The organism is Solirhodobacter sp. (assembly GCF_964715405.1).
Genome location: NZ_CBAICG010000008.1, coordinates 1 through 25,649, shown reverse-complemented (window position 1 = coordinate 25,649; position 25,649 = coordinate 1). Strand labels below are relative to the sequence as shown.

The 25,649-nt window shown below is 67.1% G+C and carries 24 protein-coding genes; 12 read left to right on the top strand and 12 right to left on the bottom strand.

All coding sequences use genetic code 11. The annotated features are described in order from the left end of the window. Nucleotides 1-117 precede the first annotated feature (117 nt). Nucleotides 118-963, bottom strand: a complete 846-nt coding sequence (locus AC11WY_RS05065) for a methylated-DNA--[protein]-cysteine S-methyltransferase (protein WP_482923202.1) — start codon at nucleotides 961-963, stop codon at nucleotides 118-120. 117 nt (nucleotides 964-1,080) lie between these two features. Between AC11WY_RS05065 and nth the strand changes: the two genes are divergently transcribed. From nth to mnmH, 3 genes are read left to right on the top strand one after another with little or no spacing between them, the layout of a single operon-like run. After that, nucleotides 1,081-1,725 carry an endonuclease III gene (nth, locus tag AC11WY_RS05060; protein ID WP_482923200.1) on the top strand — a complete coding sequence of 215 codons (645 nt, stop codon included), beginning with the start codon at nucleotides 1,081-1,083 and terminating at the stop codon, nucleotides 1,723-1,725. Next, nucleotides 1,722-2,714 carry an adenosine kinase gene (locus AC11WY_RS05055; protein WP_482923198.1) on the top strand — a complete coding sequence of 331 codons (993 nt, stop codon included), beginning with the start codon at nucleotides 1,722-1,724 and terminating at the stop codon, nucleotides 2,712-2,714. The genes nth and AC11WY_RS05055 overlap by 4 nt, the downstream gene beginning before the upstream one ends. A 10-nt stretch (nucleotides 2,715-2,724) precedes the next feature. Next, nucleotides 2,725-3,777 (top strand): tRNA 2-selenouridine(34) synthase MnmH, encoded by a 1,053-nt coding sequence (gene mnmH / locus AC11WY_RS05050; RefSeq protein WP_482923196.1) that lies wholly within the window; start codon nucleotides 2,725-2,727, stop codon nucleotides 3,775-3,777. Nucleotides 3,778-3,885: 108 nt separating this feature from the next. On the opposite strand, the gene selD is transcribed toward mnmH, so the two are convergent. Continuing rightward, complete coding sequence (selD, locus tag AC11WY_RS05045) at nucleotides 3,886-6,066, bottom strand: selenide, water dikinase SelD (protein ID WP_482923194.1); 2,181 nt, start codon at nucleotides 6,064-6,066, stop codon at nucleotides 3,886-3,888. Nucleotides 6,067-6,362: 296 nt separating this feature from the next. Beyond that, entirely contained in the window at nucleotides 6,363-6,845 is a 483-nt protein-coding gene (locus AC11WY_RS05040; RefSeq protein ID WP_482923192.1) for a helix-turn-helix domain-containing protein, read from the bottom strand. A 375-nt stretch (nucleotides 6,846-7,220) separates the two neighbouring features. On the opposite strand from AC11WY_RS05040, the gene AC11WY_RS05035 reads away from it, so the two are divergent. The 3 genes from AC11WY_RS05035 (at nucleotide 7,221) to AC11WY_RS05025 (ending at nucleotide 10,241) form a co-directional block, all read left to right on the top strand. Then, nucleotides 7,221-7,595: a terminase gpP N-terminus-related DNA-binding protein gene (locus tag AC11WY_RS05035; protein WP_482923190.1), complete on the top strand. Its 375-nt coding sequence runs from the start codon at nucleotides 7,221-7,223 to the stop codon at nucleotides 7,593-7,595. After that, nucleotides 7,592-7,966, top strand: a complete 375-nt coding sequence (locus AC11WY_RS05030) for a hypothetical protein (RefSeq protein ID WP_482923188.1) — start codon at nucleotides 7,592-7,594, stop codon at nucleotides 7,964-7,966. The genes AC11WY_RS05035 and AC11WY_RS05030 overlap by 4 nt, the downstream gene beginning before the upstream one ends. A gap of 232 nt (nucleotides 7,967-8,198) precedes the next feature. After that, nucleotides 8,199-10,241: a hydantoinase/oxoprolinase N-terminal domain-containing protein gene (locus AC11WY_RS05025; RefSeq protein ID WP_482923186.1), complete on the top strand. Its 2,043-nt coding sequence runs from the start codon at nucleotides 8,199-8,201 to the stop codon at nucleotides 10,239-10,241. A 96-nt stretch (nucleotides 10,242-10,337) separates the two neighbouring features. On the opposite strand, the gene AC11WY_RS05020 is transcribed toward AC11WY_RS05025, so the two are convergent. The 5 genes from AC11WY_RS05020 to AC11WY_RS05000 all read right to left on the bottom strand — a co-directional run bounded on the left by AC11WY_RS05020 (nucleotide 10,338) and on the right by AC11WY_RS05000 (nucleotide 16,844). Beyond that, entirely contained in the window at nucleotides 10,338-12,677 is a 2,340-nt protein-coding gene (locus AC11WY_RS05020) for an aldehyde dehydrogenase family protein (RefSeq protein WP_482923184.1), read from the bottom strand. Nucleotides 12,678-12,681: 4 nt separating this feature from the next. Then, nucleotides 12,682-13,683, bottom strand: coding sequence for a deoxyribose-phosphate aldolase (gene deoC, locus AC11WY_RS05015; protein WP_482923182.1), 1,002 nt, complete (start codon nucleotides 13,681-13,683; stop codon nucleotides 12,682-12,684). Nucleotides 13,684-13,775: 92 nt separating this feature from the next. Beyond that, nucleotides 13,776-15,074 carry a sodium:proton antiporter NhaD gene (gene nhaD, locus AC11WY_RS05010; protein ID WP_482923180.1) on the bottom strand — a complete coding sequence of 433 codons (1,299 nt, stop codon included), beginning with the start codon at nucleotides 15,072-15,074 and terminating at the stop codon, nucleotides 13,776-13,778. A gap of 73 nt (nucleotides 15,075-15,147) precedes the next feature. Then, nucleotides 15,148-16,371, bottom strand: a complete 1,224-nt coding sequence (locus AC11WY_RS05005) for an ROK family transcriptional regulator (RefSeq protein WP_482923392.1) — start codon at nucleotides 16,369-16,371, stop codon at nucleotides 15,148-15,150. A gap of 32 nt (nucleotides 16,372-16,403) precedes the next feature. Continuing rightward, nucleotides 16,404-16,844 carry an RbsD/FucU family protein gene (locus AC11WY_RS05000; protein WP_482923178.1) on the bottom strand — a complete coding sequence of 147 codons (441 nt, stop codon included), beginning with the start codon at nucleotides 16,842-16,844 and terminating at the stop codon, nucleotides 16,404-16,406. A gap of 334 nt (nucleotides 16,845-17,178) precedes the next feature. On the opposite strand from AC11WY_RS05000, the gene AC11WY_RS04995 reads away from it, so the two are divergent. The 3 genes from AC11WY_RS04995 to AC11WY_RS04985 all read left to right on the top strand — a co-directional run bounded on the left by AC11WY_RS04995 (nucleotide 17,179) and on the right by AC11WY_RS04985 (nucleotide 20,154). After that, nucleotides 17,179-18,204 carry a substrate-binding domain-containing protein gene (locus AC11WY_RS04995; RefSeq protein ID WP_482923176.1) on the top strand — a complete coding sequence of 342 codons (1,026 nt, stop codon included), beginning with the start codon at nucleotides 17,179-17,181 and terminating at the stop codon, nucleotides 18,202-18,204. 103 nt (nucleotides 18,205-18,307) lie between these two features. Next, nucleotides 18,308-19,378 carry an ABC transporter permease gene (locus AC11WY_RS04990; RefSeq protein ID WP_482923174.1) on the top strand — a complete coding sequence of 357 codons (1,071 nt, stop codon included), beginning with the start codon at nucleotides 18,308-18,310 and terminating at the stop codon, nucleotides 19,376-19,378. Continuing rightward, nucleotides 19,378-20,154: an ATP-binding cassette domain-containing protein gene (locus tag AC11WY_RS04985; RefSeq protein ID WP_482923172.1), complete on the top strand. Its 777-nt coding sequence runs from the start codon at nucleotides 19,378-19,380 to the stop codon at nucleotides 20,152-20,154. Before AC11WY_RS04990 ends, AC11WY_RS04985 begins: the two co-directional genes overlap by 1 nt. Before the next feature lie 43 nt (nucleotides 20,155-20,197). On the opposite strand, the gene AC11WY_RS04980 is transcribed toward AC11WY_RS04985, so the two are convergent. Next, nucleotides 20,198-21,118, bottom strand: coding sequence for a DMT family transporter (locus AC11WY_RS04980; RefSeq protein ID WP_482923170.1), 921 nt, complete (start codon nucleotides 21,116-21,118; stop codon nucleotides 20,198-20,200). 181 nt (nucleotides 21,119-21,299) lie between these two features. Here AC11WY_RS04980 and ade point away from each other — a divergent pair, with 181 nt between their 5' ends. From ade to AC11WY_RS04965, 3 genes are all read left to right on the top strand, one after another. Beyond that, nucleotides 21,300-22,997: an adenine deaminase gene (gene ade / locus AC11WY_RS04975; protein ID WP_482923168.1), complete on the top strand. Its 1,698-nt coding sequence runs from the start codon at nucleotides 21,300-21,302 to the stop codon at nucleotides 22,995-22,997. 236 nt (nucleotides 22,998-23,233) lie between these two features. Then, complete coding sequence (locus AC11WY_RS04970; protein ID WP_482923166.1) at nucleotides 23,234-23,476, top strand: DUF4160 domain-containing protein; 243 nt, start codon at nucleotides 23,234-23,236, stop codon at nucleotides 23,474-23,476. Beyond that, nucleotides 23,460-23,705, top strand: coding sequence for a DUF2442 domain-containing protein (locus tag AC11WY_RS04965; protein WP_482923164.1), 246 nt, complete (start codon nucleotides 23,460-23,462; stop codon nucleotides 23,703-23,705). The genes AC11WY_RS04970 and AC11WY_RS04965 overlap by 17 nt, the downstream gene beginning before the upstream one ends. Before the next feature lie 14 nt (nucleotides 23,706-23,719). On the opposite strand, the gene AC11WY_RS04960 is transcribed toward AC11WY_RS04965, so the two are convergent. The 3 genes from AC11WY_RS04960 to AC11WY_RS04950 form a co-directional block, all read right to left on the bottom strand. Continuing rightward, nucleotides 23,720-24,025 (bottom strand): hypothetical protein, encoded by a 306-nt coding sequence (locus tag AC11WY_RS04960; protein ID WP_482923162.1) that lies wholly within the window; start codon nucleotides 24,023-24,025, stop codon nucleotides 23,720-23,722. A gap of 238 nt (nucleotides 24,026-24,263) precedes the next feature. Next, nucleotides 24,264-24,731, bottom strand: a complete 468-nt coding sequence (locus tag AC11WY_RS04955) for a hypothetical protein (RefSeq protein WP_482923160.1) — start codon at nucleotides 24,729-24,731, stop codon at nucleotides 24,264-24,266. Nucleotides 24,732-24,834: 103 nt separating this feature from the next. Continuing rightward, nucleotides 24,835-25,649: helicase-related protein (locus tag AC11WY_RS04950; RefSeq protein ID WP_482923158.1), on the bottom strand; the 815-nt coding region annotated here is incomplete at its 5' end.

The following is a 25,649-nucleotide window of genomic DNA, read 5'->3' as shown; positions in this document are numbered from 1 at the left end:
GCCTCATCGTTGCTCGCCCCGTCTCCGGGCGTTGCGTGCAATATAGACAAGGCGACGACCGAGGAACAGGCGCGCCTGCCAACCGGCAGGATTTCGCCCATGCCGGGCGCACGGCGCTCAGGCCTCGGCCCGCGCCGCCTCCCAGGCCAGCATCGCGCGTTTCACCGGCAGGCCCCAGTGATAGCCGCCCAAGGCCCCCGTGGTGCGCAAGGCGCGGTGGCAGGGGATCAGCAGGCTGATCGGGTTGCGCCCCACCGCCGTGCCCACCGCGCGCTGCGCCGCAGGGTGGCCGACCGCGCGCGCGAGGTCGGTGTAGGTGGTGACGTGGCCCGAGGGGATGCGCAGCAATGCCTCCCACACCTTAATCTGGAACGGGGCGCCGATCAGGTAAAGCGGCACCGGCACGGTGGCATCGGCGCCGAAGGCCGCCATCACCCAGGGCCGCAGCATCATCGGGTCTTCGACGTAATCCGCCTTGGGCCAGCGGTGAATGAGATCGGTCATGGTCGCATCGGCGCCGGTCTCGGCGGCAAAGCCGATGCCGCAGAGGCCACGCTCGGTGCCCATCACCAGCGCCGGGCCGAACGGGCTGTCGAACCAGCCCCAGAAGATCGTCAGGCCTTCGCCGCCCTTGGCATAGTCGCCGGGGCTCATCGCCTCCCAGCGCAGGAACAGATCGTGCAGCCGCCCGGTGCCCGACAGCCCGGCCTCCAGCGTGGTTTCCAGCACGGTGTGGCGTTCGATCAGCAGGCGTCGGGCCAGGTCCAGCGTCAGGTATTGCTGATACCGCTTCGGCGAGACGCCGACCCAGGCGGAAAAGGTGCGCTGAAAATGGGCCGGGCTGATCCCCATCCGCGCGGCCAGATCCTCCAGCGACATCTGCAGCCCGCCCGCCTCGATCAGCGCCAACGCGCGGGCGATGACCTTGTAGTGGTAGGCGGGGCTGTCGGTATCCAGCGGCATGGGCTTCTCCTTGGCCCCCAGACTAGGCCGCCAAAGCCCCACACGCGACCCGAAAACTGCGCTTTGCCGCAGGGCCCGCGCTTGCCCCGGGCCCGGCCAAAGGGCATACCGGCGCGGATGGCACAGCAACGCGACTACCGCACGATGCGCGAGATCTTTCGCCGGTTCCAGGCCCACGAGCCGGAACCGAAGGGCGAGCTTGAGCATCTGAACGCCTATACCCTGCTGGTCGCCGTCGCGCTGTCGGCGCAGGCCACCGATGCGGGCGTCAACAAGGCCACCCGCGCGCTGTTCGCGATCGCCGACACGCCGCAGAAGATGCTCGACCTTGGCGAGGATGGCTTGATCGAATACATCAAGACCATCGGCCTTTACCGCACCAAGGCGAAAAACGTCATCCGGCTGAGCCACATCCTTGTCGATACCTACGATGGCGAGGTGCCCTCCTCCCGCGCGGCGCTGCAATCGCTGCCGGGGGTGGGCCGCAAGACCGCCAACGTGGTGCTGAACATGTGGTGGCACCTGCCCGCGCAGGCGGTCGATACCCACATCTTCCGCATCGGCAACCGCACCGGCATCGCGCCCGGCAAGGACGTGGACGCCGTCGAGCGCGCCATCGAGGACAACGTACCCGCCGAATTTCAGGGCCACGCCCATCACTGGTTGATCCTGCACGGCCGCTATATCTGCACCGCGCGCAAGCCCCGCTGCGGCGATTGCCTGATCCGCGATCTTTGCGCTTACGAGGACAAGACCCCATGAAACAGTTCCAGGTCGTCGGCATCGGCAATGCGATGGTCGACGTGATCTCCCACGCCTCCGAGGCCGCGCTGGCCGAGATGGGGGTGCAGAAGGGCATCATGCAACTGATCGACATGCCCCGCGCCGTCGATCTTTACGGCCGCATCGGCCCGGCCGAGGAAGTGTCGGGCGGGTCCGCCGCGAACACCATTGCGGGCATCGCCCAGCTTGGCGGCCGCACGGCCTACGTCGGCAAGGTCAAGGATGACCAGTTGGGCGCCATCTTCGCCCACGACCTGCGCGCGCAGGGCGCGGTCTACCAGACCGCCCTCGCGCCCAGATCGACCGCGCAGGAAACCGGCCGCTGCATCATCCTAGTCACCCCCGACGGCGAACGGTCGATGAATACCTACCTTGGCGTGACCGAGTTCCTGTCGCCCACCGACATCGACGAAGGCCAGATGGCGCAGGCGGAATGGATCTACCTCGAAGGCTACCGCTTCGACGGCCCGGAAAGCCACGAGGCTTTCGCGCGTGCGATCGCCGCCTGCAAGGCGGCTGGTGGCCGGGTATCGCTCACCCTCTCCGACCCGTTCTGCGTCGAACGCCACCGCGATGCCTTCCGCCGCATGATCCGCGACGATGTCGACCTCTTGTTCGCCAACCGCGCCGAACTGATGTCGATGTACCAGACCGAGGATTTCGGCGCCGCAATGAAGGCCGCGTCGCAAGAGGTTGCGATCGTCGCCGCGACCGAAAGCGAAAAGGGCGCCCATATCCTGTGGGACGGCCAGCATCGCCCGGTGCCCGCGATCCCGACCCGGATCGTCGATGCCACCGGCGCGGGCGACCTCTTCGCCGGGGCGTTCCTCTGGGGCCTGGCCGAGGGGCGCGACCTGGAAACCTGCGGCCGCCTGGGCTGCATCGCGGCGTCCGAGATCATCAGCCACATCGGCGCCCGGCCCGAGGCCGACCTGCGCGCGCTCTTCGCCCGCCACGGCGTGCTCTGAGGGCTGGGCGATGGCGATCACGCTCACCGCGCTGACCGACCTCGCCACCCTCGGTTTCGACACCATCATCGACGTCCGCTCGCCCGCCGAATACGACGACGACCACATCCCCGGCGCGATCAGCCTGCCGGTGCTCGACAATGACGAACGCGCCCGCGTCGGCACCATCTACAAGCAGGTGAACCCGTTCACCGCCCGCAAGATCGGCGGCGCACTGGTCGCCCGCAACGCCGCCCGCCATATCGAGGGCCCGCTGGCCGACAAGCCCGGCGGCTGGCGCCCGCTGGTCTATTGCTGGCGCGGTGGCCAACGCTCCGGCTCCTTCGCGACGATCCTGGCCCAGATCGGTTGGCGCACCGAATTGATCGCCGGTGGCTACAAGGCCTACCGGTCGCTCGTGGTGCAGACCTGCTACGATACCCCCATCGCCGCGCCCGTGGTCCTGCTCGACGGCAACACCGGCAGCGCCAAGACCGAACTCCTGCACCTGCTGGCGGCGCGCGGCGTGCAGGTGATCGACCTTGAAGGCATGGCCAATCACCGCGGCTCGCTCTTCGGCTCGATGCCGGGCGGTCAGCCCAGCCAGAAGGCCTTTGAAAGCCGCCTCGCCGTCGCGCTTGCCGCGCTCGACCCGGCGCGGCCGGTGGTGATCGAGGCGGAATCGAGCAAGGTCGGCAACCGCGCCCTGCCGCCACCCTTGTGGAAGGCGATGTGCACCGCGCCACGCCTGCGCATCGCCGCCCCCCGCGCCGCCCGCGCCCGCTACCTCGCCCGCGCCTATGCCGACCTGACCGCCGATCCGGTGCAACTCGCCCGCGTCATCGACCTCCTCCGCCCGCTCCATCCCGCCGAGGTGATCCACCGCTGGCACACCCTTGCCGCCGCGGCCGATTTCGAACACCTCGCCGACGAGTTGATGGCGCGCCACTATGATCCGCGCTACGACAAGCAGCGCGACCGCACCGCGGGGGAGACGGGCGACGTGCTGGAAACCGACGACCTGACGCCCGAGGCGCTCGACCGCCTCGCCGACCGTCTGGCGGCCCGCGTCGCGGCGCATTGATCGGGGCAAACCTCTTCGCTCTTTCGCATTGGTGAAAATATCCTCCGCGGGTGTGGGGGTGGAAAAGCCCCCTTCTGCCGCGACGCCGGGGCGAACGGTTGGCCACGTTCACCGGACCGTCAGGAACGGCGCCCCCGCGACGACCCGCCCGATGATCGCGGCCTCGTCTCCGGCCTCCCGCAGCCGTGCCAGCAGCCCTTCCGCCGCCTCACCCGGCACCGCCGCCAGCAACCCGCCGCCGGTCTGGGGGTCCACCAGCAGCGCCGCCCGCGCCGTCTCGGGCGCCGTCATCCGGGGCGCCACGGCGGCCCGGTTCGCGGGCGCCAACGTCGAGGCATGGCCCGCCGAAGCCAGCGCCTCGGCCCCCGGCAACAGCGGAATGGCGGCCAGATCAAGTTCTGCCGCGACGCCGGAGGCATCCAGGATTTCCAGCAGGTGCCCGGCCAAGCCGAAGCCTGTCACATCGGTCATCGCATGGGCCGCAGGCGCCAGGATCGCCGCTGCATGGCCCAGCGGGTGCACCATCCCGGCCCAGGCCCCCGTCACAACCCGCCCCGGTGCCGCGCGCTGCATCTCGGCCGCCAGAATGGTCCCGGTGCCCAACGGCTTGGTCAGGATGAGCGCATCCCCCGGCCGCGCCCCCGCCTTGGTTACCGGCGGCTCCACCAGCCCCGTCACGGTGAACCCGATCGTCATCTCGGCCCCAACCGAGGTGTGCCCACCCACGATATCCGCCCCCGCCGCGCCGCAGACCTGCGCCGCGGCCGCCATGATCTCGGCCAGCATGTCGGCCTGCAACCGCTCGGACGTGCGCAGCAGCGTCACCTGCACCAGCACCGCCTGCGGCACCGCCCCCATCGCCCAGACGTCGCCCAGGGCATGGGTCGCGGCGATCCGCGCCATCAGGAACGGATCCTCGCAGAACGCCCGCAAATGATCGGTGGTGATGACCTGACGCACCGCGCCGAACGCGATCACCGCTGCATCGTCGCCCGGTCCGGACAGCACATCGGCCCGCTTCGGCGCCGGAACCGCCCCCAAGGCCGCCGCCAGCGCGCCCGGGCCGACCTTGGCGCCGCAACCGCCGCACAGCGGCTTCGATCCGGCCATTTCCTCGCGCACCCCGAGGGTGAGCGGAACCGGCAGCGGCGACGCGGGCATCTGCGGCAACTGATGGAACATGCGCATGAAGCGCCGGTCGATGCGGTCCTTCCAGCGCCAGAGCCAGCGCCCGTCGAGCCTGAGGCCGAACTTGTCGGCCACCGCCCCCTTGCCGCCGGTCGAAACCAGCTTGAGGTAGTCGCGCTGCGGCCGGTAGTGCCGCATCGGCGCACCCGTCAGCGCGGCGCGCAGGTTGTGATACAGCACCGGCGCCTCGCGCACCGCGAAAACGCCCGCCTTGGGACGGGGGGCATAGCCAAGATGGGCGCAGTCGCCGACGGCAAAGACCGCGTCATCATTGACCGCGCGCAGGGTGGGCGAGACGGTCACGAAGCCCGCGGCCATCGTCAGCCCGGTTTCGGCCAGCCAGCGATGCGGCCGCGCCCCCGCCGCGCCGAGCGTGAAGGCCGAAGGCAGCCTGCGTCCGTCGGACAGCACAACGCTGTCAGCGGTGACCTGCGCCGCCGTGCTGCCGGTCAGCACCGTCACCCCCGCCGCCCGCAGATGCGCCAGCAGTGCTCGCCGGGCCCCGGCGCCGATGCCCGGCAGGGCCGCCGCTTCCCGTTCCAGCACCGTCACCGCAGGTGTCGCAATGCCCGCCGCGCGCAGCCGGTGCGCGCTGGCCAAGGCCAGTTCCACCCCCGCGATCCCACCGCCGAGGATGACCACCGATGCCCCGGCGGGTGCGCTGGCGACAAACGCTTCCCACCGCGCGGCATAGTCGCCCAGCGGCTTGGCGGCGGTGGCGTGCTCGGCAAACCCCGGCAGCGTCGGCAGATCGGAGGTGATGCCGATGTCGATCGAGGCGATGTCGTAGCGCAGATCGGGCCGCCCCGGCACCGCAATGCGCCGCGCTGCCCGGTCGATCCCCGTCGCCCGACCGACGATCAGCCGCGCCCCGGCATGGCGCGCCAACTGCACCAGATCGATTTCCAGCTCGCTCTGGCGGTAATGCCCGGCGATCAGGCCGGGCAGCATCCCGGAATAGGGTGCGGTCGGATTCGGGTCGATCACCGTCAGCCGGGTGCCGGGCAGAGGCGCCATGCCCCAGCGCAGCAGCACCAGCGCATGGGTATGGCCGCCGCCAATCAGCACGAGGTCGCGGGTCAGGGGAATTTGCGGCTGCATCGGGGCTCCTCGCGGTTGCCCTCGGGGTAGCGCAGGAAGGGTCGAATGGCGAGGGGGCAGGGCGACTCGGGCGGGGGTGAGCGCGTTCACATGGTTTGAGGACGTGCCGAAAAAATAGCAAGCGTTTTCCGTTCGTTACGGAAGCGGACTTTCACATGGTTTGAGGACGGAAGGCGATTTTCGGGGGATGGCGCGACATTGGCGCGTGTCGCGGCAAAAAAAGTCTAATGAAATCAATAGGGGGTTTTTGAAGGTGTGGGCAACTTAGCCCACACCCCACACGATTTCACATGGTCTTAAACCGTGGTCGATCCCCGCGCCCTGCGGGAAGCGGTGGCACGCTCAAGTGATGGCTCCGCGTACTCCACTCGAAGAGCTATGTATTCGGCGACGATCTTTGCTTCAACGGCTGCTGCGAATTTGGCAGGTTCTCTTCCAAGAATTTTGCCGTCTTCGACAACTCGTTTGCCCGCCTCCGATACTTCGATCATTTCCTTTGAATATGCATAAATCCCGTTCCAAGCCGCTTCGCCAACAAGATCGGTGTTGAAGTTCTTGGCCTCGGTGTCCTCGCCCAAGAGCCACTCGATATCAATCCCGAGTCCGCGTGAAAGCGCGATCAGTGCCTCCACCCCCGGCTTGTGCCCCTTGAAGTAGTTTTCCAAGGTTCGCGCTGGAAGACCGCATTGACGGGCCATCTCCGCCTTTGAAAACCCGAAACGAGTCTGAAGAAGACCAAGACGCTCGCGAAAACCTTCGGCCCAGGCCGAATTAGTCATTGCGTATACTCCATACATGGAGCAATATGCTCCCAATATGGAGCGAATGCGATGGGCAGGACCGACCGAAAGGCCCTCGAACGTAGGGCAGATGCTATAAGAAGCGGCTTTGTCCAGCAAGGCACGACGCTTGCAGCGTGGTGCCGCGGCAACGGTTTTCACCGCCCAAACGTCAGAAAGGCCCTGATGGAAGAATGGACCGGCCCAAAGGCTGCGGCCGTTGTCCAAGCAGTCATGCGCGCGTCACCCATGCGTGCGTCCGATGCTGCCGTCGTTTCCTCTCTAGCAGCTTGAATCTACAGCGATTTCAGATGCACGCAACCAATCAAACCGATTTCCGTGAATAAGCCGGGTTGATGAAGTGGCGGAGTGGATATGGAACATCGTCCACAGCGCCAAATGAACGAAGTCGGCCGACCACTTCCCAAACCACCGCCACAGGTGCGGCACTTTGTCGAGGTGCTTGGCCCGGAATTGACGGCGCAATTTCTGCTAGCGTTCGGCGGGGCCGAACTCTACATCGCCGACGATCCGAAAGGGTCATCTCGGCTTGAGGCGCTGGTGGGTTACGAGAAGGCGAAGGCGCTTGGCGCACTGTCGCATCGCATGACGCGCCGCGTTCCCCTGGCGAAGCCCTGGGTAGCGGCCTTCCTTGCGTGGCAGGGCAATTCGACCGCTGAAATCGCCCGGCGTCTTCACGTCAGCGATGTTTCGGTGCGGACGTGGCTGGCAAGGGACTGGGGCAAATGAGCGTCGATCCACCGCGTGATGCCGGTCCGGAGGCGCTGACCGAGGCGGCCGCCATCATGGACGCGGCGCGGGTTGATCTGGGCCGCGTTGCAAAGGCCCTGCAAACTGCCCTTGAAGCCCGTCTTAAACGGGGTGTTTATGCCCCGACTGAGGCACGGCATCCGGCGGCAGAACACCGCCGCGAACACCGCATGGGCGTCCCTGCCAAGATCGCTTCCGACCCGGAGCTGGAAGCCTTCATTCGGGCCCGGATCGAGCACTTGACCTTCCAGCAGCTCACCGACGAAATCGCCGCACACTTCCCGCCAGAGCGCCGCGTTGGCCGCTCCACCGTGCACCGCTGGTGGCGCAAGATGAAGGCTTGCCGTTAGACCTCAACCGCAGGATACCGGCTGCAATCAGTTGATCCCGGAAATCCTCAAACCATCTGAGACCTATTCTCAAACCATGTGAACACACACGGGGGGCGAGCCCCCGCACCCCGGGATATTTCCGCCAAGATGAAAGCACATGGCCGCTAGGCGACAGGCTTGGGTCGCTTTGAGGGCTGACGGCGCGACGGGGCTGGCCTAGATGCGTCAGGCGAACAGGACGGGACGGGGCATGGCGGTTTTTCTTGGGGTCGATACGGGCGGCACCTACACCGATGCGGTGATCGTGGACGATGGCGAGGCCCATGTGATCGCGGCGGCCAAGTCGCTGACGACGCGCGCCGATCTGGCGCTGGGCATCGGGCGCGCGGTGGATGCCGCGCTGGGGCGGGCGGGCTTGAGACCACAGGATGTGGCGATGGTGTCGCTGTCGACGACGCTGGCCACCAATGCACTGGTCGAGGGGCAGGGCGGTCGCGTAGCGCTGATCTTCATCGGCTTCGACGAGGCCGACCTGACCCGTCACGGGCTGGCCGAGGCGCTGGCTGGCGACCCGGTGGTGGCGATGGCGGGCGGCCATACCCATGCCGGAACCGAGGCCGGACCCCTGGATCTCGCCCGGCTGGAGGCCGAGATCGCGCGGCTTGGCCCGACCGTGGCGGGGTTCGCGGTGGCGGCGCGGTTTGCCGTGCGCAACCCCGCGCATGAACTGGCGGCCGCGGCGGCGGTGCGGCGCCTGACCGGGCGGCCGGTGACCTGCTCGCATGAGCTTTCGGCGCAGTTGAACGGGCCCAAGCGGGCGCTGACGGCGGTGCTGAACGCGCGCCTGATTGGGATGATTGCGCGGCTGATCGACGCCTGCGAGGCGCATCTGACCGCGATCGGGATTGTAGCGCCGCTGATGGTGGTGCGCGGTGATGGCGCGCTGATTTCGGCCGCCGTGGCGCGCGAGCGGCCGATCGAGACGATCCTGTCGGGCCCGGCCGCCTCGATCGTCGGGGCGCGCTGGCTGACCGGGGAAAGCGACGCGCTGGTCTCGGACATCGGCGGGACGACGACCGACGTGGCGCTGCTGCGCGGCGGCAAGCCCGAGATCGACCCGATGGGGGCGCGTGTCGGCGGCTGGCGGACGATGGTCGAAGCGGTGGCGATGCGCACCACCGGCCTTGGCGGCGACAGCGAGGTGCATCTGGTTGATGGGCTTTCAGGTGGCTTGCGCCTGGGGCCGCGGCGGCTGATCCCGGTGTCGCTGATGGCGGTGGATTGGCCGGACCTGGTGCATGGCGCGCTGGATCGGGCGCTGTCTACCGAGGTCGCGGGCGAGGCTGACGGGCGTTTCGTGCTGCCGATGGCGGGGGCATCGGCGGCGGGGCTTGGCCCGCGCGAGGCGGCGCTGCTGGACAGGATCGGCGGGCAGGCGGCCACGGTCGCCTCGGTCCTGCTGACACGGCTGGACGGGGCGGCGCTGACCCGACTGGTGGCACGCGGTCTGGTGATGCTGTCGGGCGTCACGCCATCCGATGCCAGTCACGTGCTGGGGCGGCTTGGCGCCTGGGATGCCGCGGCCGCCGAAAAAGCGATGCGGCTTTTCGCGCGCAAGCGCAACGGGCGGGGCGACCGCATCGCGGCGGGGGCTGCGCCGATGGCGAAGGCGATCATCGACCAGTTGACGGCGCAGACCGTGGATTGCCTGCTGGAGGCCGCCTTTGCCGAGGACGGCCGCGACTGGGGCGGTGCCGCGCCCGAGGATCTGGCGCGCCATGTGCTGACGCGCGAAGGGCTGCGGCGGGCCGACGGCGTGGTGCAGGTCGGCTTGCGGCTGGGCGTGCCGGTGATCGGCCTTGGCGCCTCCGCCCCGAGCTACTACGGCGCGGTCGGCGAGCGGCTGGGCACCCGGATGGTGCTGCCCGAACATGCCGGGGTGGCCAATGCCATCGGTGCCGTGGTCGGTCAGGTCGCGATGCACGCCGAGGCGATCGTGACCTCGCCGGGCGAAGGCCGGTTCGTGGCGCATCTGATGGCGGGAACACAGACCTTCGCCAACCGCGACGCCGCGCTGGATGCGGCGGAGGCCGTGCTCGCGGTCGAGGCGCGAGAGAAGGCGCGCGCCGCCGGGGCCGAGGAACTGCGGCTGAGCGTCACCCGGGACGTGCAGGAGGTCGAGATCGAGGGCCGCAAGATGTTCATCGAGGCGCGCATCCGGGTCACGGCAACCGGGCGGCCGCGCATTGCCGCCGGCGGGGCCGTAGAACCGGGGCCGGTGCTCGGGGTCTGATGCGATGACAAGACAAATGTTCGTTCACGTTCGGTCCGCAAATATCCTCTGGGGGTAAGGGGGGCAGACAGCCCCCCTCCGGCAGTCGCGGACGGATCACTCGCCGTAGGGCACCCAGACCGTCTTGACCTCGGTCGCGTGACGCAGGAACGCCTGCCCCTCACCCTCGGGCCCGGCCCAGTCGCGAGCGCGCCCGTCGTTGATCCAGGTGCGTTTCAAGTTCGCCGTGCTTTCCGTCTCGATCAGGCGCGCGAGGTCCGGCCCCGCGAACGACCAGACCGCGTCAACGTCCATGTGCCCCGCCAGTGTTTTGCCTAATTCGGCCGCGTCGCCGGTGACGATGTTGACGACACCGCCCGGCAGGTCCGAGGTGTCGAGCACCTGATAAAGGTCGGTCGCGGCCAGCGGGAAAGGCGCCGAGGGCACCAGCACGCAGGTGTTGCCCATCGCGATCGCGGGGGCCATCACCGAGATCAGGCCAAGCAGCGGTGCCTCGTCCGGGCAGAGCGCGCCGATCACGCCGACCGGCTCGTTCATCGCCAGCGCGATGCCACGGATTGGCACGGATTTCACCGCGCCATCCCATTTGTCGGCCCATGCGGCATAAACGAACAGTCGTTCGATCGTCTTTTCCACTTCGGCCTCGCCGCGGTTTCCTGTCATCGCGTGCAGGCGCGCGGCGAATTCGGAGGCGCGGGCCGAGAGGTTTTCGGCGATGTAATAGATCACCTGGGCTCGGGCATGGCCGGTGGCCCTGGCCCACCCCTTCGCGGCCTGAGCGGCCTCCACCGCGTTGCGGATGTCCTTGCGGTTGCCAAGCCCGACATGGCCCAGAAGCGCGCCCCTAGGCCCCCAGACGGCGCGGGAATAGCCGCTGTCGGGGCGGGCCTGCTTGCCGCCGACGTAAAGCTTGGCAGTGCGGTCGAGGGCGGGCGCCTCGGGGTTGGCGGGCTCGGGGAAGGCCGCGATCGGTCTGAGGGCGCGCGGTTTTCCGGCCGGTTTGAGGTAGGCCAGCAGCCCCTCCCACCCGCCTTCGCGGCCAAAGCCGGACTCGCGTATACCACCGAAACCGGCGGCGGCGTCGAACATGTTGGTGCCGTTGACCCAGACGACGCCCGCCTTCAGCTTCGGCGCCAGGTCGAGGGCGAGGTTGATGTTCTCGGTCCAGACCGTCGCCGCCAGCCCATAGCGGGTGTTGTTGGCCAACTCGACCGCCTCGCCGGGGGTGCGGAAGGTCATCGAGACGAGGACGGGGCCGAAGATTTCCTCCTGCATCAGCCGTGAGGCGGCAGACAGGCCGGTGATCAGCGTTGGCGGATAGAAGCAGCCTGCGGGTACCGGGGCGGCGGCGCGGTAAACCTCGCCCTCGTTGCTGCCATCGACCATCGCGGTGATGGCGGTCAGTTGCACCGGGTCCACGATGGCGCCGACGTCGATGCACTTGTCGAGGGGGTCGCCAAGCCGCAACCCGTCCATCCGGCGCTTCAGCTTGTCGTGGAAGCGGCGGGCCACGCCTTCCTGCACCAAGAGGCGCGAACCGGCGCAGCAGACCTGGCCCTGGTTGAGCCAGATCGCGTCCACCAGCCCTTCAACGGCGCTGTCGAGATCGGCGTCGTCGAAGACGATGTAGGGCGACTTGCCGCCAAGTTCCAGCGTCAGGGCGATGCCGCGCCCGGCGGTGGCGGCGCGGATGCGGCGGCCGACCTCGGTCGAGCCGGTGAAGGCGATCTTGTCGACGGGCGCGTCGACCAGCGCGGCGCCCGTGGCACCGTCGCCGGTGACGATGTTCAGCACACCTTTCGGCAAACCGGCTTCGCGGCTGATCTCGGCGAAGAGCAGCGCGGTCAGCGGGGTGTATTCGGCGGGTTTCAGCACCACGGTGTTGCCGGCGGCCAGCGCGGGCGCGACCTTCCAGGCGAGCATCAGCAGCGGGAAGTTCCACGGGATGATCGCGCCGCAGACGCCAACGGGAGCCATGCCGGGCTGCTCGCTGGCCAGAAGCTGGGCGAGGCCGGCGTGGTAGTAGAAATGGCGGGCGACCAGCGGCAGGTCGATGTCGCGGCTTTCGCGGATCGGCTTGCCATTGTCGAGCGTTTCCAGCACGGCGAGCAGGCGGGAATGTTTCTGCACGAGGCGGGCGAGGGCGTAGAGGTATTTCGCCCGCTGATGGCCCGACAGCGCCGCCCACTTCGGTTGGGCGCGGCGGGCGGCAGCGACGGCTTTGGCCACGTCGGCGGCGGTGCCTTGTGTCACCTGCGCCAGATCCGCGTCGGTGGCGGGGTTGCGGGTGGCGAAGGTCTCGCCCGGCTTGGTGAAGCCGCCGTCGATGAAATGACCGAACGTTCGGTTGTGTTTCGCCAGCCAGGCTTGCACTTCGGCGGCACTTTCGGGGGCGGGGCCGTAGCTCATGGCGTTGAAGATATCGCGAATGGTCATGGGCTTATCCCATCGGATGGCGGTTGGCGGCCGAGTAATGGCCGGTGAGGTGGTGTTCCAACTGGCGCTCGATATCGCCCAGCAGTGACGAGGCCCCAAAGCGGAACAGGTCGGGTTGCAGCCAGGGGTGACCCAGTTCGTCCTTCATCAGCGAGAGGTAGACCAGCGCGTCCTTGGCCTTGGAGATGCCGCCCGCGGGCTTGTAGCCGACCTTGATGCCGGTGCGTTCGTGATAGTCGCGGATCGCGCGGATCATCACGAGGCTGACGGGCAGCGTGGCGTTCACCGGCTCTTTCCCGGTTGAGGTCTTGATGAAATCGGCGCCGCCCATCATGCACACCAGACTGGCACGGGCGACGTTGCGCAATGTGCCCAGTTCGCCGGTGGCCAGGATCGCCTTGACATGCGCCTCGCCGCATTCGGCGCGCATCGCCCGCATCTCGTCAAACAGCGCCTGCCAGTTCTGCGTCAGCACATGGCGGCGGGAAATCACGATGTCGATCTCGCGCGCCCCGGCGCGGACCGATTCCCCGATCTCCATCAGTCGGGTCTTGAGTGGCGACAGACCCGCCGGAAAGCCGGCGGAAACGGCGGCGACGGGAATGTTCGTCCCCTCCAGCGCCTGCACGGCGGTTTCCACCATCTCGTGGTAGACACAGACCGCGCCGGTGGTCAGGCCCTGCATCCCCAGGGCGTCAAGCAACTCGGCGCGCACCGGCTGGCGGGCTTTGGCACAGAGCCTTTGCACTCGGCCCGGGGTGTCGTCGCCCGACAACGTGGTCAGGTCGATCAGGCTGACCGCCTTGCAAAGCCAGGCGGCCTGATAATCCTTCTTTACCGACCGGCGGCCCGGCAGCGTCGCCGTGCGCCGCTCGATCGCCGAGGTGTTGGCTTGCACGGCGGCAACCCAGTCAAGATCCAGCGTCATGCCGGAGTTGCGGGCGTGGGACAGCTGCGGAAGCTGGTGCGCCACGGTCGTGGCCGACGTGTCGGAGTGGGTCTGCAAGGGGTCCTCCGGTGCAGGTTGCCGGGCGAGGTTTGCACGGGGGGGCGCCCTCGCGCAAGGTGATCTGACCCTTTGGTCAAATCACCGGGCGGCTAGAACAGGGCGGCATTCAGCACAAGATGCACCCCGATGCTGGCAACATACCCAAGCGCCACCGCCCAGGTCCATTTCAGGTGGCTCATGAAGGTATAGACCCCGTGCGCCTGTCCCATCAGCGCCACCCCGGCGGCCGAGCCGATCGACAGGATCGACCCGCCCACCCCGCAGGTCAGCGTGATCAAGAGCCACTCGCCATGCGACATCGCCGGGTTCATCGTCAGCACCGCGAACATCAGCGGGATGTTGTCGACGATGGCCGACAGCCCGCCCACGATGATGTTGGCGGGCGTCGGCCCGAGGCCGGTATAGAGCACACTGGACGCCAGCCCGAGGTAGCCCAGCACGCCAAGGCCGCCGACCGCGAAGATGATGCCGAAGAAGAACAAGAGCGTATCCCACTCCACCCGCGCGATCTGGGCGAAACTGTCCAGCACCATGTCATCATCGCGGCGGCGCCTGCCCTTCTGTTGCAGCAGGTAGGACCAGACTTGCAGATAGCCCAGGCCCATCATCATGCCCATCGCGGGCGGCAGGGCGAGGAAGTTCTTGAATGCGACGGCGGTGGCGATCGTCGCCGCGAAAAGGACGACCACGCCAGCGGCGCCCGGCTTGGCGGTGACGTGATCGTCCGGCGCGGCGGGGCTCGTTTTGGGCAGGGCGCGATGCATCAGTGCGGCGGGCACCAGCCAGTTCACCAGCGCGGGCAGGAACAGGGCGAAGAACTGGCCAAAGTCCAGCTTGCCCTGTTGCCAGACCATCAGCGTGGTGATGTCGCCGAAGGGCGAGAAGGCGCCACCCGCATTCGCGGCCACGACCAGCGAGATGCAGGCAAGGGCCACGAAACGCGGCGAATGCTGTCCGACGGCCAGCACCACCGCGCCCATGATCAGCGCCGTCGTCAGGTTGTCGAGCATCGAGGATAGGAAGAACGCAAGAATGCCGGTCAGCCAGAACAATTGCCGGTAGCCGAGGCCCAATGCCACCAGTTTGACCCGAAGCACCTCGAACACGCGGCGCTCTTCCAGCGTGTTGACGTAGGTGATCGCGACCAGCAGGAAGAGGAACAACTCGCCATATTCCTCGATCACGGCGGTGGCTTCGGCGTGAACCTCGGCGCTGTGCCCGGCCAGCGCATAGGCCATGCCGATCAGCGCCCAGATCAGGCCGGCCGCCATCAGGACGGGCTTGGATTTCCGCATCCGGGTGGTTTCTTCGAGGATCACCATCACATAGGCGATGATGAAGATCGCCAGTGACAGGAGCCCCGCCCAGTGTCCGGTCAGATCGAGCATTCATCCCTCCCGTGATGTCCGCCTGATCGCCTTATACCAGCCAATGCTTTGATCACAGGGGCCTGTGCGGCGGTCAGCCGTCCTTGAGGAAGGCGTTCTGGTCGATCAGGTAGCGCTGCGACAACGGGATCGACGCGGCGCCGAGCGAGCGGGCCTGGTCGCCCACCGTGCCCTCGCGCACCTGTGGCGCTTCGAGCCCGGCGACGTCGAGCGCCCCCAGGGCCGTGCGGGTTCGCAGCACCAACGCGCGTCGCACCGCTTCCGGTAGCCAGCCATCGATCAGCGCGGCCTCGACGTCCAGCACGGCGGCGGCCGACAGGATCGCGTGGGCCAGCCCCTGCGCGGCCTCCTCCAGCCAGCGGTCCAGGATCATTGGCGGCATCGACCAGTTGGGCGGCGTGTCCCAAAGCGTGTCCGCCGACAGCCCGGCGGCCAGCAGGTAGCGTTCCAGCGATGCCATCGAGGCGACCGAGATGAGTTGCCGCATGGTGCCATCCGGCCCCGGCACCGGCATCGAACCGAGCGCGCCCGCGTTGCCGGTGCGCCCGGTGAACAACTGTCCGTTCAGCACGATGCCGCCGCCGACGAAGTAGCCGATGTAGAAATACAGAAAATCCTTCGGCCGTTCGCCGGTGCCGAACACCAGTTCGGCGCCACAGGCGGCGGTTGCGTCGTTCTGCACATAGACCGGCACCGGGCTGAAGGCGGCGATTTCGGACTGGATGTCGCGGTCGCGCCAGGCGTCCATCTCGGCTTGCGGCGCGCCGATGTATTGCGCCCAGTTCCACATCTGGAACGGCATCGCGATGCCAAGGCCCGCGATCCGCCCCCGCAGCGGCTCGGGCATCGCGGCGATCATCGCAGGCAGGGTGCGGGCGACGAACTCCACCGCGGCATCGTGGGTGGGATAGCGGTAGGTCTGGCGGCGGTGCGCGACGATCCCGCCAAGAAAATCCACCAGGATCAGGTCGACGCTGCGCCGCCCGATCTTCAGCCCGAAGAAGAAGGCGCCGTCGGCCGCCAGCGACATCGGCACCGAGGGCTGGCCGATGCGGCCGCGGATCGGCTCGCCGCGCACCAGCAACCCGTCCGCTTCGAGGCTGCGCATGATGACGGAAACGGTTTGCGCCGACAGCCCGGTGATGCGTGCGATATCGGATTTCGCCAGCGCCCCCTGACGACGGACGAGCGAGAGCACCAGCCGCTCGTTGTAAGCGCGCATCCCGGACTGGTTCGAGCCGCGCAAACCGCCCTCGGGCTGGGTCCGGTCTGGCACGATCTCCTGAACCTGCTTCACCGCGTCATGCTCCCCCTCGTCGGCGGCCGGGCTCACGTCGTGCCGTCCGGGCGGATCACACCCTTGCGCAGGATGACGTTCGCGAACAACTCCGGCTCGCTGGTGGCGACGATCGTATGGGCGCCCCGGATGCGGGGGTAGAGGTCGGCGCCCGACAGCGCCCGCACGGCGAAGCCCGGCACGCGGCTGGCGCAGGTTTCCTCGATCCGGGCGTGAATTGGCGCTTTTTGCGCCGGATCGCCGTTGAGCGAGGCGCGGAAAATCGCCTCGGGCACGGCATGGTCGAGCGGCATCACCGTCAGGATCGCCTCCAGCAGCGCGATGATTCCATGGCCGTCGGCCCGCACCAGACGGCGCGCGTGCTCTTGCGCGGGATAGTTCCCGTCGACCAGCGCGATCTCGTCGCCGTGGCCCATCGACCGGAGGGTGAAAAGCAGGTCCGGCCCGAGTATCGAAGGTATCCCGATCAGCATGTTCCAGCTCTTTCGCGCGCCATCCCGGCAGCCCGAAACGCAGGGCGAAGCCTTGCTGCACGACGCCCGGCACAGCGATGTGCCGGATCGCGTCGATCCTTCGGCGGTCTCCTCCCGGCGCGGTTCGTGCCGCGTTTTGCAGCCCGCAGATCGGGCCGTTCATCCGAGAGTGCAAAGGAAAAGAGGAGTCTGTCAATACTAATTCACAGTGATTTATTTATGTTGACGCAGCGGCGGGAATCAGCTTTTCTGTGCCCATCGCAGCGGGAGGAACACTGCGGCTTGCGAAGAACGAGGGGCGTTTCTGCCCCAACCATATTCTGGGAGGACCATCGTGACCAAATTCAAAACCGGCGCCCTGTTCGGCGCCGCCGCCCTTGCGCTGATCTCGGCTGCTCCGGCGATGGCTGCGGGCGTCAGCGCCTGCCTGATCACCAAGACCGACACCAACCCCTTCTTCGTGAAGATGAAGGAAGGCGCCCAGGCCGAGGCCAAGAAGCTGGGCATCGACCTGAAAGCCTATGCCGGCAAGGTTGACGGCGACAACGAATCCCAGGTGGCCGCGATCGAGACCTGCATCGCCAACGGCGCCAAAGGGATCCTGCTGACCGCCTCGGACACCAAGGCGATCGTTCCGTCGGTGCAGAAGGCCCGTGCGGCCGGTGTGCTGGTGATCGAACTGGATACGCCGCTTGACCCGATCGACGCGGCCGACATGACCTTTGCGACCGACAACTTCGCCGCCGGCAAACTGATCGGCCAATGGGCCACGGCGACGCTGGGCGACAAGGCCGCCACCGCGAAGATCGCGATGCTCGACCTCGCCGTGTCGCAGCCTTCGGTGGACGTGCTGCGCGACCAGGGCTTCCTGACCGGCTTCGGCATCGACGTGAAAGACCCCAACAAGTGGGGCGACGAAACCGACCCGCGCATCATCGGCCACGAAGTGACCGCCGGTAACGAAGAGGGTGGCCGCAAGGCGATGGAAACCCTGCTGGCGAAAGACTCGAACCCGACCGTCATGTACACGATCAACGAGCCCTCGGCCGCCGGTGGCTTCCAGGCTCTGAAGGCCGTGGGCAAGCAGAAGGGCGTGCTGATCGTCTCGATCGACGGCGGCTGCCCGGGCGTCAAGGATGTCAAGGAAGGCGTCATCGGCGCGACCTCGCAGCAATACCCGCTGCTGATGGCGTCGAAGGGCATCGAGGCGATCGCCGCCTGGGCCAAGGACGGCACCAAGCCGCAGCCGACCGAAGGCAAGAACTTCTTCGACACCGGCGTGCAACTGATCACCGATCACCCGGTGGCTGGCGTTCCGTCGATCGACACCAAAAAGGGCGCAGAGCTCTGCTGGGGTTGATTTGACGCAAGACTGAGCGTCAGAATAAGTGATGAAGGGGCGGTGGCAGCGCCGCCCCTTTCCACATCCGGCCCCGAAGAGGGCCGTGGAGGAGGGGGAAACAATGGCAACGGAAATTCGTGGCCCGCAGAGCTTCGAGACAGCGATCGCTTCGGGGCAGAGCAAGGTGGCCGAATTCACCGAACCGCGCAGCAAGGTTCAGCGATTCCAGTCGATGCTGCACCAGACGCCATCCTTGGTGCCGCTGATCGTGCTGCTCGCATCCGTGATCATCTTCGGCATCATCATCGGCGGCAAGTTCTTCTCGGCCTATGCGCTGACACTGATCTTCCAGCAGGTCGCCATCACCGGCATCGTCGGTGCGGCGCAGACCCTGGTGATCATGACCGCCGGTATCGAGCTTTCGGTCGGCGCGATCATGGTGCTGTCGTCGGTGATCATGGGGCAGTTCGTTTTCCGCTACGGCATTCCGCCCGGTGCGGCAGTGCTGTGCGGAATGGTCTTCGGCGCGCTGATCGGGTTCGTCAACGGCACGCTGGTGGCGCGGATGAAGCTGCCGCCGTTCATCGTGACCCTTGGCATGTGGCAGATCGTGCTCGCGGCGAACTTCCTTTATTCGGCGAACGAGACGCTGCGCGCCCAGGACATCGAGGACAAGGCGCCGCTGCTGCAATTCTTCGGCTCGACGGTCGAGGTCGGCGGCGCCGTCCTGACCTATGGCGCGATCACCATGGTCGTTCTCGTGATCGTTCTGGCCTACGTGCTGCGGCACACCGCCTGGGGGCGGCATGTCTATGCCGTCGGCGACGATCCCGAGGCGGCGGAACTCGCCGGGGTGCAGGTGAAGAACGTCATCATCTCGGTCTACACCCTGTCGGGCCTGATCTGCGCGCTTGCAGGCTGGGCGCTGATCGGTCGGCTCGGCTCGGTCTCGCCGACCTCGGGTCAGTTTGAAAACATCAACTCGATCACCGCCGTGGTGATCGGCGGCATCTCGCTGTTCGGCGGGCGCGGGTCGATCCTCGGCATGATGTTCGGGGCACTGATCGTGGGCGTCTTCTCGCTCGGCCTCGGCATGTACGGCACCGATCCGCAGTGGACCTACCTGTTGATCGGTGTGCTCATCATCGCGGCGGTGGCCGTGGACCAGTGGATCAGAAAGGCGGCAGCGTGATGGAACCCATTCTGAAGGCCCGAGGCCTGGTAAAGCGCTTCGGCAGGGTCACCGCACTCGATCACTGCGATTTCGACCTCTATCCGGGGGAAATCCTGGCCGTGATCGGCGACAACGGTGCCGGAAAGTCGGTGATGATCAAGATCCTGTCGGGCGCCATCCAGCCCGACGAGGGCACGGTCTCGCTCGATGGGCAGGAGATTCATTTCAACTCGCCCATCGCCGCGCGCGAGGCCGGGATCGAGACGGTTTACCAGAACCTTGCGATGAGTCCGGCTCTGTCGATCGCCGACAACATGTTCATGGGGCGCGAACTGCGTCAGCCGGGCGTGATGGGGAAGCTGTTCCGCAAGCTCGACCGCGCGGAAATGGAGCGGATTTCCCGCGAGAAGCTGACCGAACTGGGCCTGATGACCATCCAGAGCATCAACCAGGCGGTGGAAACGCTGTCAGGCGGCCAGCGTCAGGGTGTGGCGGTGGCGCGGGCCGCCGCCTTCGGCTCCAAGGTCATCATCATGGACGAGCCGACCGCCGCGCTGGGCGTGAAGGAAAGCCGCCGGGTGCTGGAACTGATCCTTGACGTGAAGCGGCGCGGGCTGCCGATCGTGCTGATCAGCCACAACATGCCGCATGTCTTCGAGGTTGCCGACCGGATCCACATCCACCGGCTGGGCAAGCGGCTTTGCGTCATCAATCCGAAGGACTACACGATGTCGGACGCGGTGGCCTTCATGACTGGCGCCAAGCTGCCGGAGGGTGTCACCGAGGCGGCGTGATTGCCGGACCACCGGGCGCGGCTTCAGCCGCGCCCGGCCGCCTTCAGGTCGGCGTGCTCGCCCGGCGCTGGCGGGCATGTTCCAGGCCCAGTTGACGCTCGCGCCACAGGATCAGCAGGCCGGCGGCCACGATGACCGCGCCCCCGGCCAAAGTGCCGTGGTCGGGGATCTCGGTGAAGACAAAGTAGCCCACGAGGATCGCCAGCACCATCGAGGCATACTCAAATGGCGCCACCAGCGACGCGTCGGCTTCGCGGTAGGCGGTGGTCAGCAGGATCTGCCCAAGGCCCCCGGTGATGCCCGCGCCGATCAGCAAGGACGCTTCGGTCCGCGTCGGCACAACCCAGCCGAAGGGCAGCGTGATCAGCGACAGGGTGGTGGCGGTGACGAAGAAGTAGAAGACGATCGCCGATATCTCCTCGGTCGCCACCAGACGGCGCACCTGAATCTGCGCCAGCGCCGAAAATACCGCACCGCCCAGCACGATCAGCGCGCCGATCGCCTCGATCCGGTCGGCAGCACCGCCGGAAAATGCCGTGAGGCGCGGCGTCAGCACCATCAGCACGCCGCACAGGCCAAGGGCCACCGCCGACAGTCGGAACAGCCGGACCCGCTCGCCCAGCATCGCTGCGGCAAACACGACCGTCAGCAGCGGGGACGCATAGCCCAGCGCCGTGACCTCGGGCAACGGCAGCAGCCCCAGCCCCGCGAATCCCGCGCCCATGCCGATCGTGCCCATGATCCCGCGCCGCGCGTGCCCCAGCGGAATGGCGGTGCGCAACCCGGTGCCAAGGTCGCCGCGCAGCCCCAGCCAGACCAGGATCACCGGCATCGCGAAGCCCGAGCGGAAGAAGACGGCCTCGCCTGCGGGCACACGGTCCGACACCGCCTTGATGCAGGACGACATCACGAGAAAGATCGTGACCGACAGGAGTTTCAACAGGATGCCACGCAGGGGACGCATCGAAGGGGCCAGGACTCGAGAGGCGGCTTTCGTGCGGCCGCAGGCGGCGTTTTTCGGCGCCTGACGGGATCAAGCATGGTTTCCGCCCCAGGTTCAAGGTCCGCCGGGGCGGGATTGGGGGCTGGACGGGCCCGGCCGCATGCGGTTCTGTGGCGCATCGGACAGCGCGGGGAACAGACGGATGGCGGACCTTACAGAGATCATCGCGCAGGGCCGGGGCGAACGGCCCGCCGACCTGCTGATCCGCGGCGGGCGGGTGTTCGACCTGATCACGGGCGAGCTGCTGCAAACCGACGTGGCGATCTGCGGCGACACCATCGTGGGGGTTTACGACGGTGGCTATGACGGTGTTCGCGTGATCGACGCGCAGGGGGCGATCCTCGTGCCCGGCTTCATCGACACCCACCTGCACATCGAAAGCTCGCTGGTCACGCCGTTCGAGTTCGACCGTTGCGTGACCCCGCGCGGCGTCACCACCGCGATCTGCGACCCGCACGAAATCGCCAACGTCTGCGGGCTGACCGGCATCGCCTACTTCCTGGACGCCTCGACCCGCACGGTGATGGACATCCGCGTCCAGCTTTCGTCCTGCGTGCCCTCGACGCACATGGAAACCACCGGCGCCCGGCTGGAGGCCGCCGACCTGATCCCCCTGCGCGACCACCCGCGCACCAGTGGCCTCGCCGAGTTCATGAACTATCCCGGCGTGATCCACCGCGACGCGGGCTGCATGGCCAAGCTGCAAACCTGGCGCGGCCGCCACATCGACGGCCACGCGCCGCTGCTGACCGGGCGCGACCTGAACGCCTACATCGCCGCCGGCATCCGCACCGAGCATGAGGCGACCAGCGCATCCGAGGCGCTGGAAAAGCTGCGCAAGGGGATGCGGGTGCTGATCCGCGAGGGCTCGGTGTCGAAAGACCTGCACGCGCTGGTGGGCCTCATCACCGAGCGGAATTCGCCCTACATCGCGTTCTGCACCGATGACCGCAACCCCTTGGACATCGCCGAACACGGGCACCTCGATTACGTCATCCGCACGGCCATCGCGCTCGGCGCCCCGCCGCTGGCGGTCTACCGCGCGGCCAGCCTCTCGGCGGCCGAGGCCTTCGGCCTGAAGGACCGCGGCCTGATCGCGCCGGGCAAGCGCGCCGACATCGTGCTGATCGACAGCCTGGAGGCGTGCCGCGCCCGGATGGTGATCTGTGGCGGCGTGGTGGCGGATGATGCGGCCTTCGCGGCGCGCGCGGTGATTCCGCCGGTCGCCCGCCATTCGGTGAAGGCACGCACGGTCAAGGCCACCGATTTCCGCACCGCGGGCAACCGGGCCGAAACGCCGGTGATCGGCATCATTCCCGGCAAGATCATCACCGACCACCTGACCGAGGTGATCGCCCCCACCGATGGCGACAAGCGGCCCGACCCCACACGCGATCTGGTGAAGATCGCGGTGATCGAGCGGCACGGGGTGAACGGCAACATGGCCACCGGCTTCGTGCACGGCTTCGGGCTGCAGCGGGGCGCCATCGCCTCCACCGTGTGCCACGACCACCACAACATCGCGGTGGTGGGGGTCGATTACGCCGACATGGCACTGGCCGCGAACCGGCTGGGGCAGATCGAGGGCGGGTTCGTCGTGGTGGCGGGCGGCGCGGTGCTGGCCGAGCTTGCGCTGCCTGTCGCGGGGCTGATGAGCCTTGAGCCGTTCGAGGTGGTCGAGGCCAGCCTGCGCAAGCTCAGGGCGGCGGCGGCCTCGCTGGGCGTGGTGCTGGAAGAGCCGTTCCTGCAGCTTGCCTTCCTCGCCCTGCCCGTCATCCCGCACCTGAAGATCACCGACTTTGGCATGGTCGATGTGGATAAGTTCGAGGTAATCGCATAGCATTTCTGGTATACCGAAAAAGCACCGAAACCGCACCGACGTTGCACCGCAAGCCGGACGGGCGCAAACTCGCCCCGCCGGGACGGCCCCGGCCAGACAAAGGAGGCACGGATGCGGTTCAGGTGGATGCTTGTGATGGGCCTGCTGGTGGCCTTGGCGGCCTGCGGGCAGGGGTCATCGTCGTTCCTGTGAGGGGGCACGTTGCCAGAGAAGGCGGCCCGGGTTAGCCTGTCCGCATGCCGACGATCTTCCGCGCGGGCGGATTCCGTTTCTTCTTCTACTCGAACGAGGGCGACCCGCGTGAACCTGCGCATGTGCACGTGATGGGCGCCGGGGCGGAAGCGAAGGTCTGGCTGCGGCCCGAGGTAGCGGTCGCGGAAAGTGCCGGGTTCGACGCGCGGACCCTGCGGCGGTTGGTGCAGGTGGTGGCGGAAAACCGCGACCGGATCGAAAGGGCGTGGCATGAGTATTTCGGCTAAGACCATCCGCTTCGACGAGGACGCGATGTGGGTCGGGCTGTCGGACGGGCGCGTGATCGGGGTGCCGCTGGCGTGGTTCCCACGGCTCTTGCATGCCGACCCGGTGGCGCGGGAGGGGTTTGAGCTTTCACCCTTTGGCATCCACTGGGAAGCGCTGGACGAGGATATCTCGGTCGCCGGGCTGCTGGCCGGGCGGGGTGATTTGGGCGGGGTTGGGAAGGTGGCGTGAGGGGGCGAACCGGATCAGCGGCGAGCGGTCCGCACGCGGCCGAACTGCCATGACATGACGGCCCCCATCAGGAAGGCGCCGAGGGCGGCGACGCCGAAGGGCAGGTTGAGGCCGAACACGACCGGTTGCCAGACCAGCAGCAGCGCGGCGACTGCCAGGTTGGCGCTGCCCCAGACGAAATTCACCAGCGGCGCCGAATTGCCCACCCCGGAGGGTTTGGCGAAGGGGGTGGGGAAGGGCATGCCGAGCAGGCCCGCGATCAGGTGCGGCAGGGCGTTGGCGAGGAAGATGCCGGCGAAGAGGTTGGCGAGGAGGGACATTGGGGGGCTCCGGGGGGATTGGTTTGGGCGGGTAGACCGCGCCGTTTGACCTGAGTGAACTTCCGTATTACATTGCACAAACGGCGCCGTTAGTTTGGACCCAACGACGCCGTTTGCTCTTAAGCCCTTGTGGAAGGGGCAAGATCTGGACCAAGTGACCCCCAAAACGGGGCCTGCGAGGCGCAGCAGAGGCAAGAAGTGCAGTCTCCTGCGTCCCGGAACTTGAGTGGCGTAATATTTAAACTCCGCCACCCCAATCGCGTGAAGTGCTACCTTCCGCGAGAGTCTCTAAGGAGCCGCCTTCGGGCGGCTCTTCGTTTTTGATTGACGGAGCACACCATTTTCCGTCCTCATGAGCAATCCGTCCCAATGCTTTTGTTCTGGACAGCGTAGAACTAAGGGTTGTTTGTTGCAAATCCGGACGCCACTCGGCTTGTAGGATCGCAAGCAAAGACAATGTGTCAAGCGGTCCATGCCGCGTTAATGCATCAACAGCCTTGTCCGCGACAGTGAGATGTCCAGATGTGGTTGTAGAGGCCCGGCTTGGCCCAACTGGTTGCTCCTCATCCTCATTGATTGATCCGAGGCGCCCGAGCACACGCTCCGCAACGCGAAGCTCATCAAGCTCGGACTGGGCATCAACGATAGCCGCCTCCAATTGCGCGATGCGCTGCCGTATGCGTTGCGAGTATCCGATTCTGCTCATGCTACCTCCGACTTCTTGCTTTTATCTACCGCAAAAACGGGCTCAGCGCAAGTTGCAAACGTGGCGCGCAATTTGTTTTTGACAATGAGCGCGATGAATTCAGTTAGCTGCGGCGGCCGCCCCGTTTCCCCCCGTGCATCCCGCCGCGCCCGCCGGTCGAGCGGCCGCGCGCCTTCACGGCCTCTTCCACCGCTTCCTCCACCGCCGACTGGCGGGCCAGCGGGTCGTCGGCGACGGCGAGTTCCACCGCCTCCAGCCGTCGCACCTCGTCGCGCAGGCGCGCGGCTTCCTCGAATTCGAGGTTCTCGGCGGCCTTGCGCATCTGAATCCGCAGCGCGTCCAGATGCGCGGCGAGGTTCTGGCCGAACATCGGTTTATCCAGCGTCGCGGTGACGCGGCTCTGGTCGGTGTCGGCCTGAAACAGCCCGTGGATCACGTCGTCGACGTTTTTGCGGATCGTGGTGGGGGTGATGCCGTGGGCAAGGTTGTAGGCCACCTGCTTTTCGCGGCGGCGGTCGGTTTCGCGGATCGCGCGTTCCATGCTGCCGGTGATGCGGTCGGCATACATGATGACGCGGCCCTCGACGTTGCGCGCCGCCCGCCCGATGGTCTGGATCAGCGAGGTTTCCGAGCGCAGGAAGCCTTCTTTATCCGCATCGAGGATCGCCACCAGCCCGCATTCGGGGATATCCAGCCCCTCGCGCAGCAGGTTGATGCCCACCAGCACGTCGAAGGCGCCCAGCCGCAGGTCGCGCAGGATCTCGATCCTCTCGATCGTGTCGATGTCGGAGTGCATGTAGCGCACGCGGATGCCCTGTTCGTGCAGGTATTCGGTCAGGTCTTCGGCCATCCGCTTGGTGAGGGTGGTCACCAGGGTGCGGAACCCGGCAAGGGCGACCTTGCGCACCTCGTCCAGCA

Bases quoted from the DNA above. Each gene is read 5' to 3' on its own strand.
- AC11WY_RS05065 (WP_482923202.1), bottom strand. From the start codon at position 963: ATGCCGCTGGATACCGACAGCCCCGCCTACCACTACAAGGTCATCGCC.
- nth (WP_482923200.1), top strand. From the start codon at position 1,081: ATGGCACAGCAACGCGACTACCGCACGATGCGCGAGATCTTTCGCCGG.
- AC11WY_RS05055 (WP_482923198.1), top strand. From the start codon at position 1,722: ATGAAACAGTTCCAGGTCGTCGGCATCGGCAATGCGATGGTCGACGTG.
- mnmH (WP_482923196.1), top strand. From the start codon at position 2,725: ATGGCGATCACGCTCACCGCGCTGACCGACCTCGCCACCCTCGGTTTC.
- selD (WP_482923194.1), bottom strand. From the start codon at position 6,066: ATGCAGCCGCAAATTCCCCTGACCCGCGACCTCGTGCTGATTGGCGGC.
- AC11WY_RS05040 (WP_482923192.1), bottom strand. From the start codon at position 6,845: ATGACTAATTCGGCCTGGGCCGAAGGTTTTCGCGAGCGTCTTGGTCTT.
- AC11WY_RS05035 (WP_482923190.1), top strand. From the start codon at position 7,221: ATGGAACATCGTCCACAGCGCCAAATGAACGAAGTCGGCCGACCACTT.
- AC11WY_RS05030 (WP_482923188.1), top strand. From the start codon at position 7,592: ATGAGCGTCGATCCACCGCGTGATGCCGGTCCGGAGGCGCTGACCGAG.
- AC11WY_RS05025 (WP_482923186.1), top strand. From the start codon at position 8,199: ATGGCGGTTTTTCTTGGGGTCGATACGGGCGGCACCTACACCGATGCG.
- AC11WY_RS05020 (WP_482923184.1), bottom strand. From the start codon at position 12,677: ATGACCATTCGCGATATCTTCAACGCCATGAGCTACGGCCCCGCCCCC.
- nhaD (WP_482923180.1), bottom strand. From the start codon at position 15,074: ATGCTCGATCTGACCGGACACTGGGCGGGGCTCCTGTCACTGGCGATC.
- AC11WY_RS05000 (WP_482923178.1), bottom strand. From the start codon at position 16,844: ATGCTGATCGGGATACCTTCGATACTCGGGCCGGACCTGCTTTTCACC.
- AC11WY_RS04990 (WP_482923174.1), top strand. From the start codon at position 18,308: ATGGCAACGGAAATTCGTGGCCCGCAGAGCTTCGAGACAGCGATCGCT.
- AC11WY_RS04985 (WP_482923172.1), top strand. From the start codon at position 19,378: ATGGAACCCATTCTGAAGGCCCGAGGCCTGGTAAAGCGCTTCGGCAGG.
- AC11WY_RS04980 (WP_482923170.1), bottom strand. From the start codon at position 21,118: ATGCGTCCCCTGCGTGGCATCCTGTTGAAACTCCTGTCGGTCACGATC.
- ade (WP_482923168.1), top strand. From the start codon at position 21,300: ATGGCGGACCTTACAGAGATCATCGCGCAGGGCCGGGGCGAACGGCCC.
- AC11WY_RS04970 (WP_482923166.1), top strand. From the start codon at position 23,234: ATGCCGACGATCTTCCGCGCGGGCGGATTCCGTTTCTTCTTCTACTCG.
- AC11WY_RS04965 (WP_482923164.1), top strand. From the start codon at position 23,460: ATGAGTATTTCGGCTAAGACCATCCGCTTCGACGAGGACGCGATGTGG.
- AC11WY_RS04960 (WP_482923162.1), bottom strand. From the start codon at position 24,025: ATGTCCCTCCTCGCCAACCTCTTCGCCGGCATCTTCCTCGCCAACGCC.
- AC11WY_RS04955 (WP_482923160.1), bottom strand. From the start codon at position 24,731: ATGAGCAGAATCGGATACTCGCAACGCATACGGCAGCGCATCGCGCAA.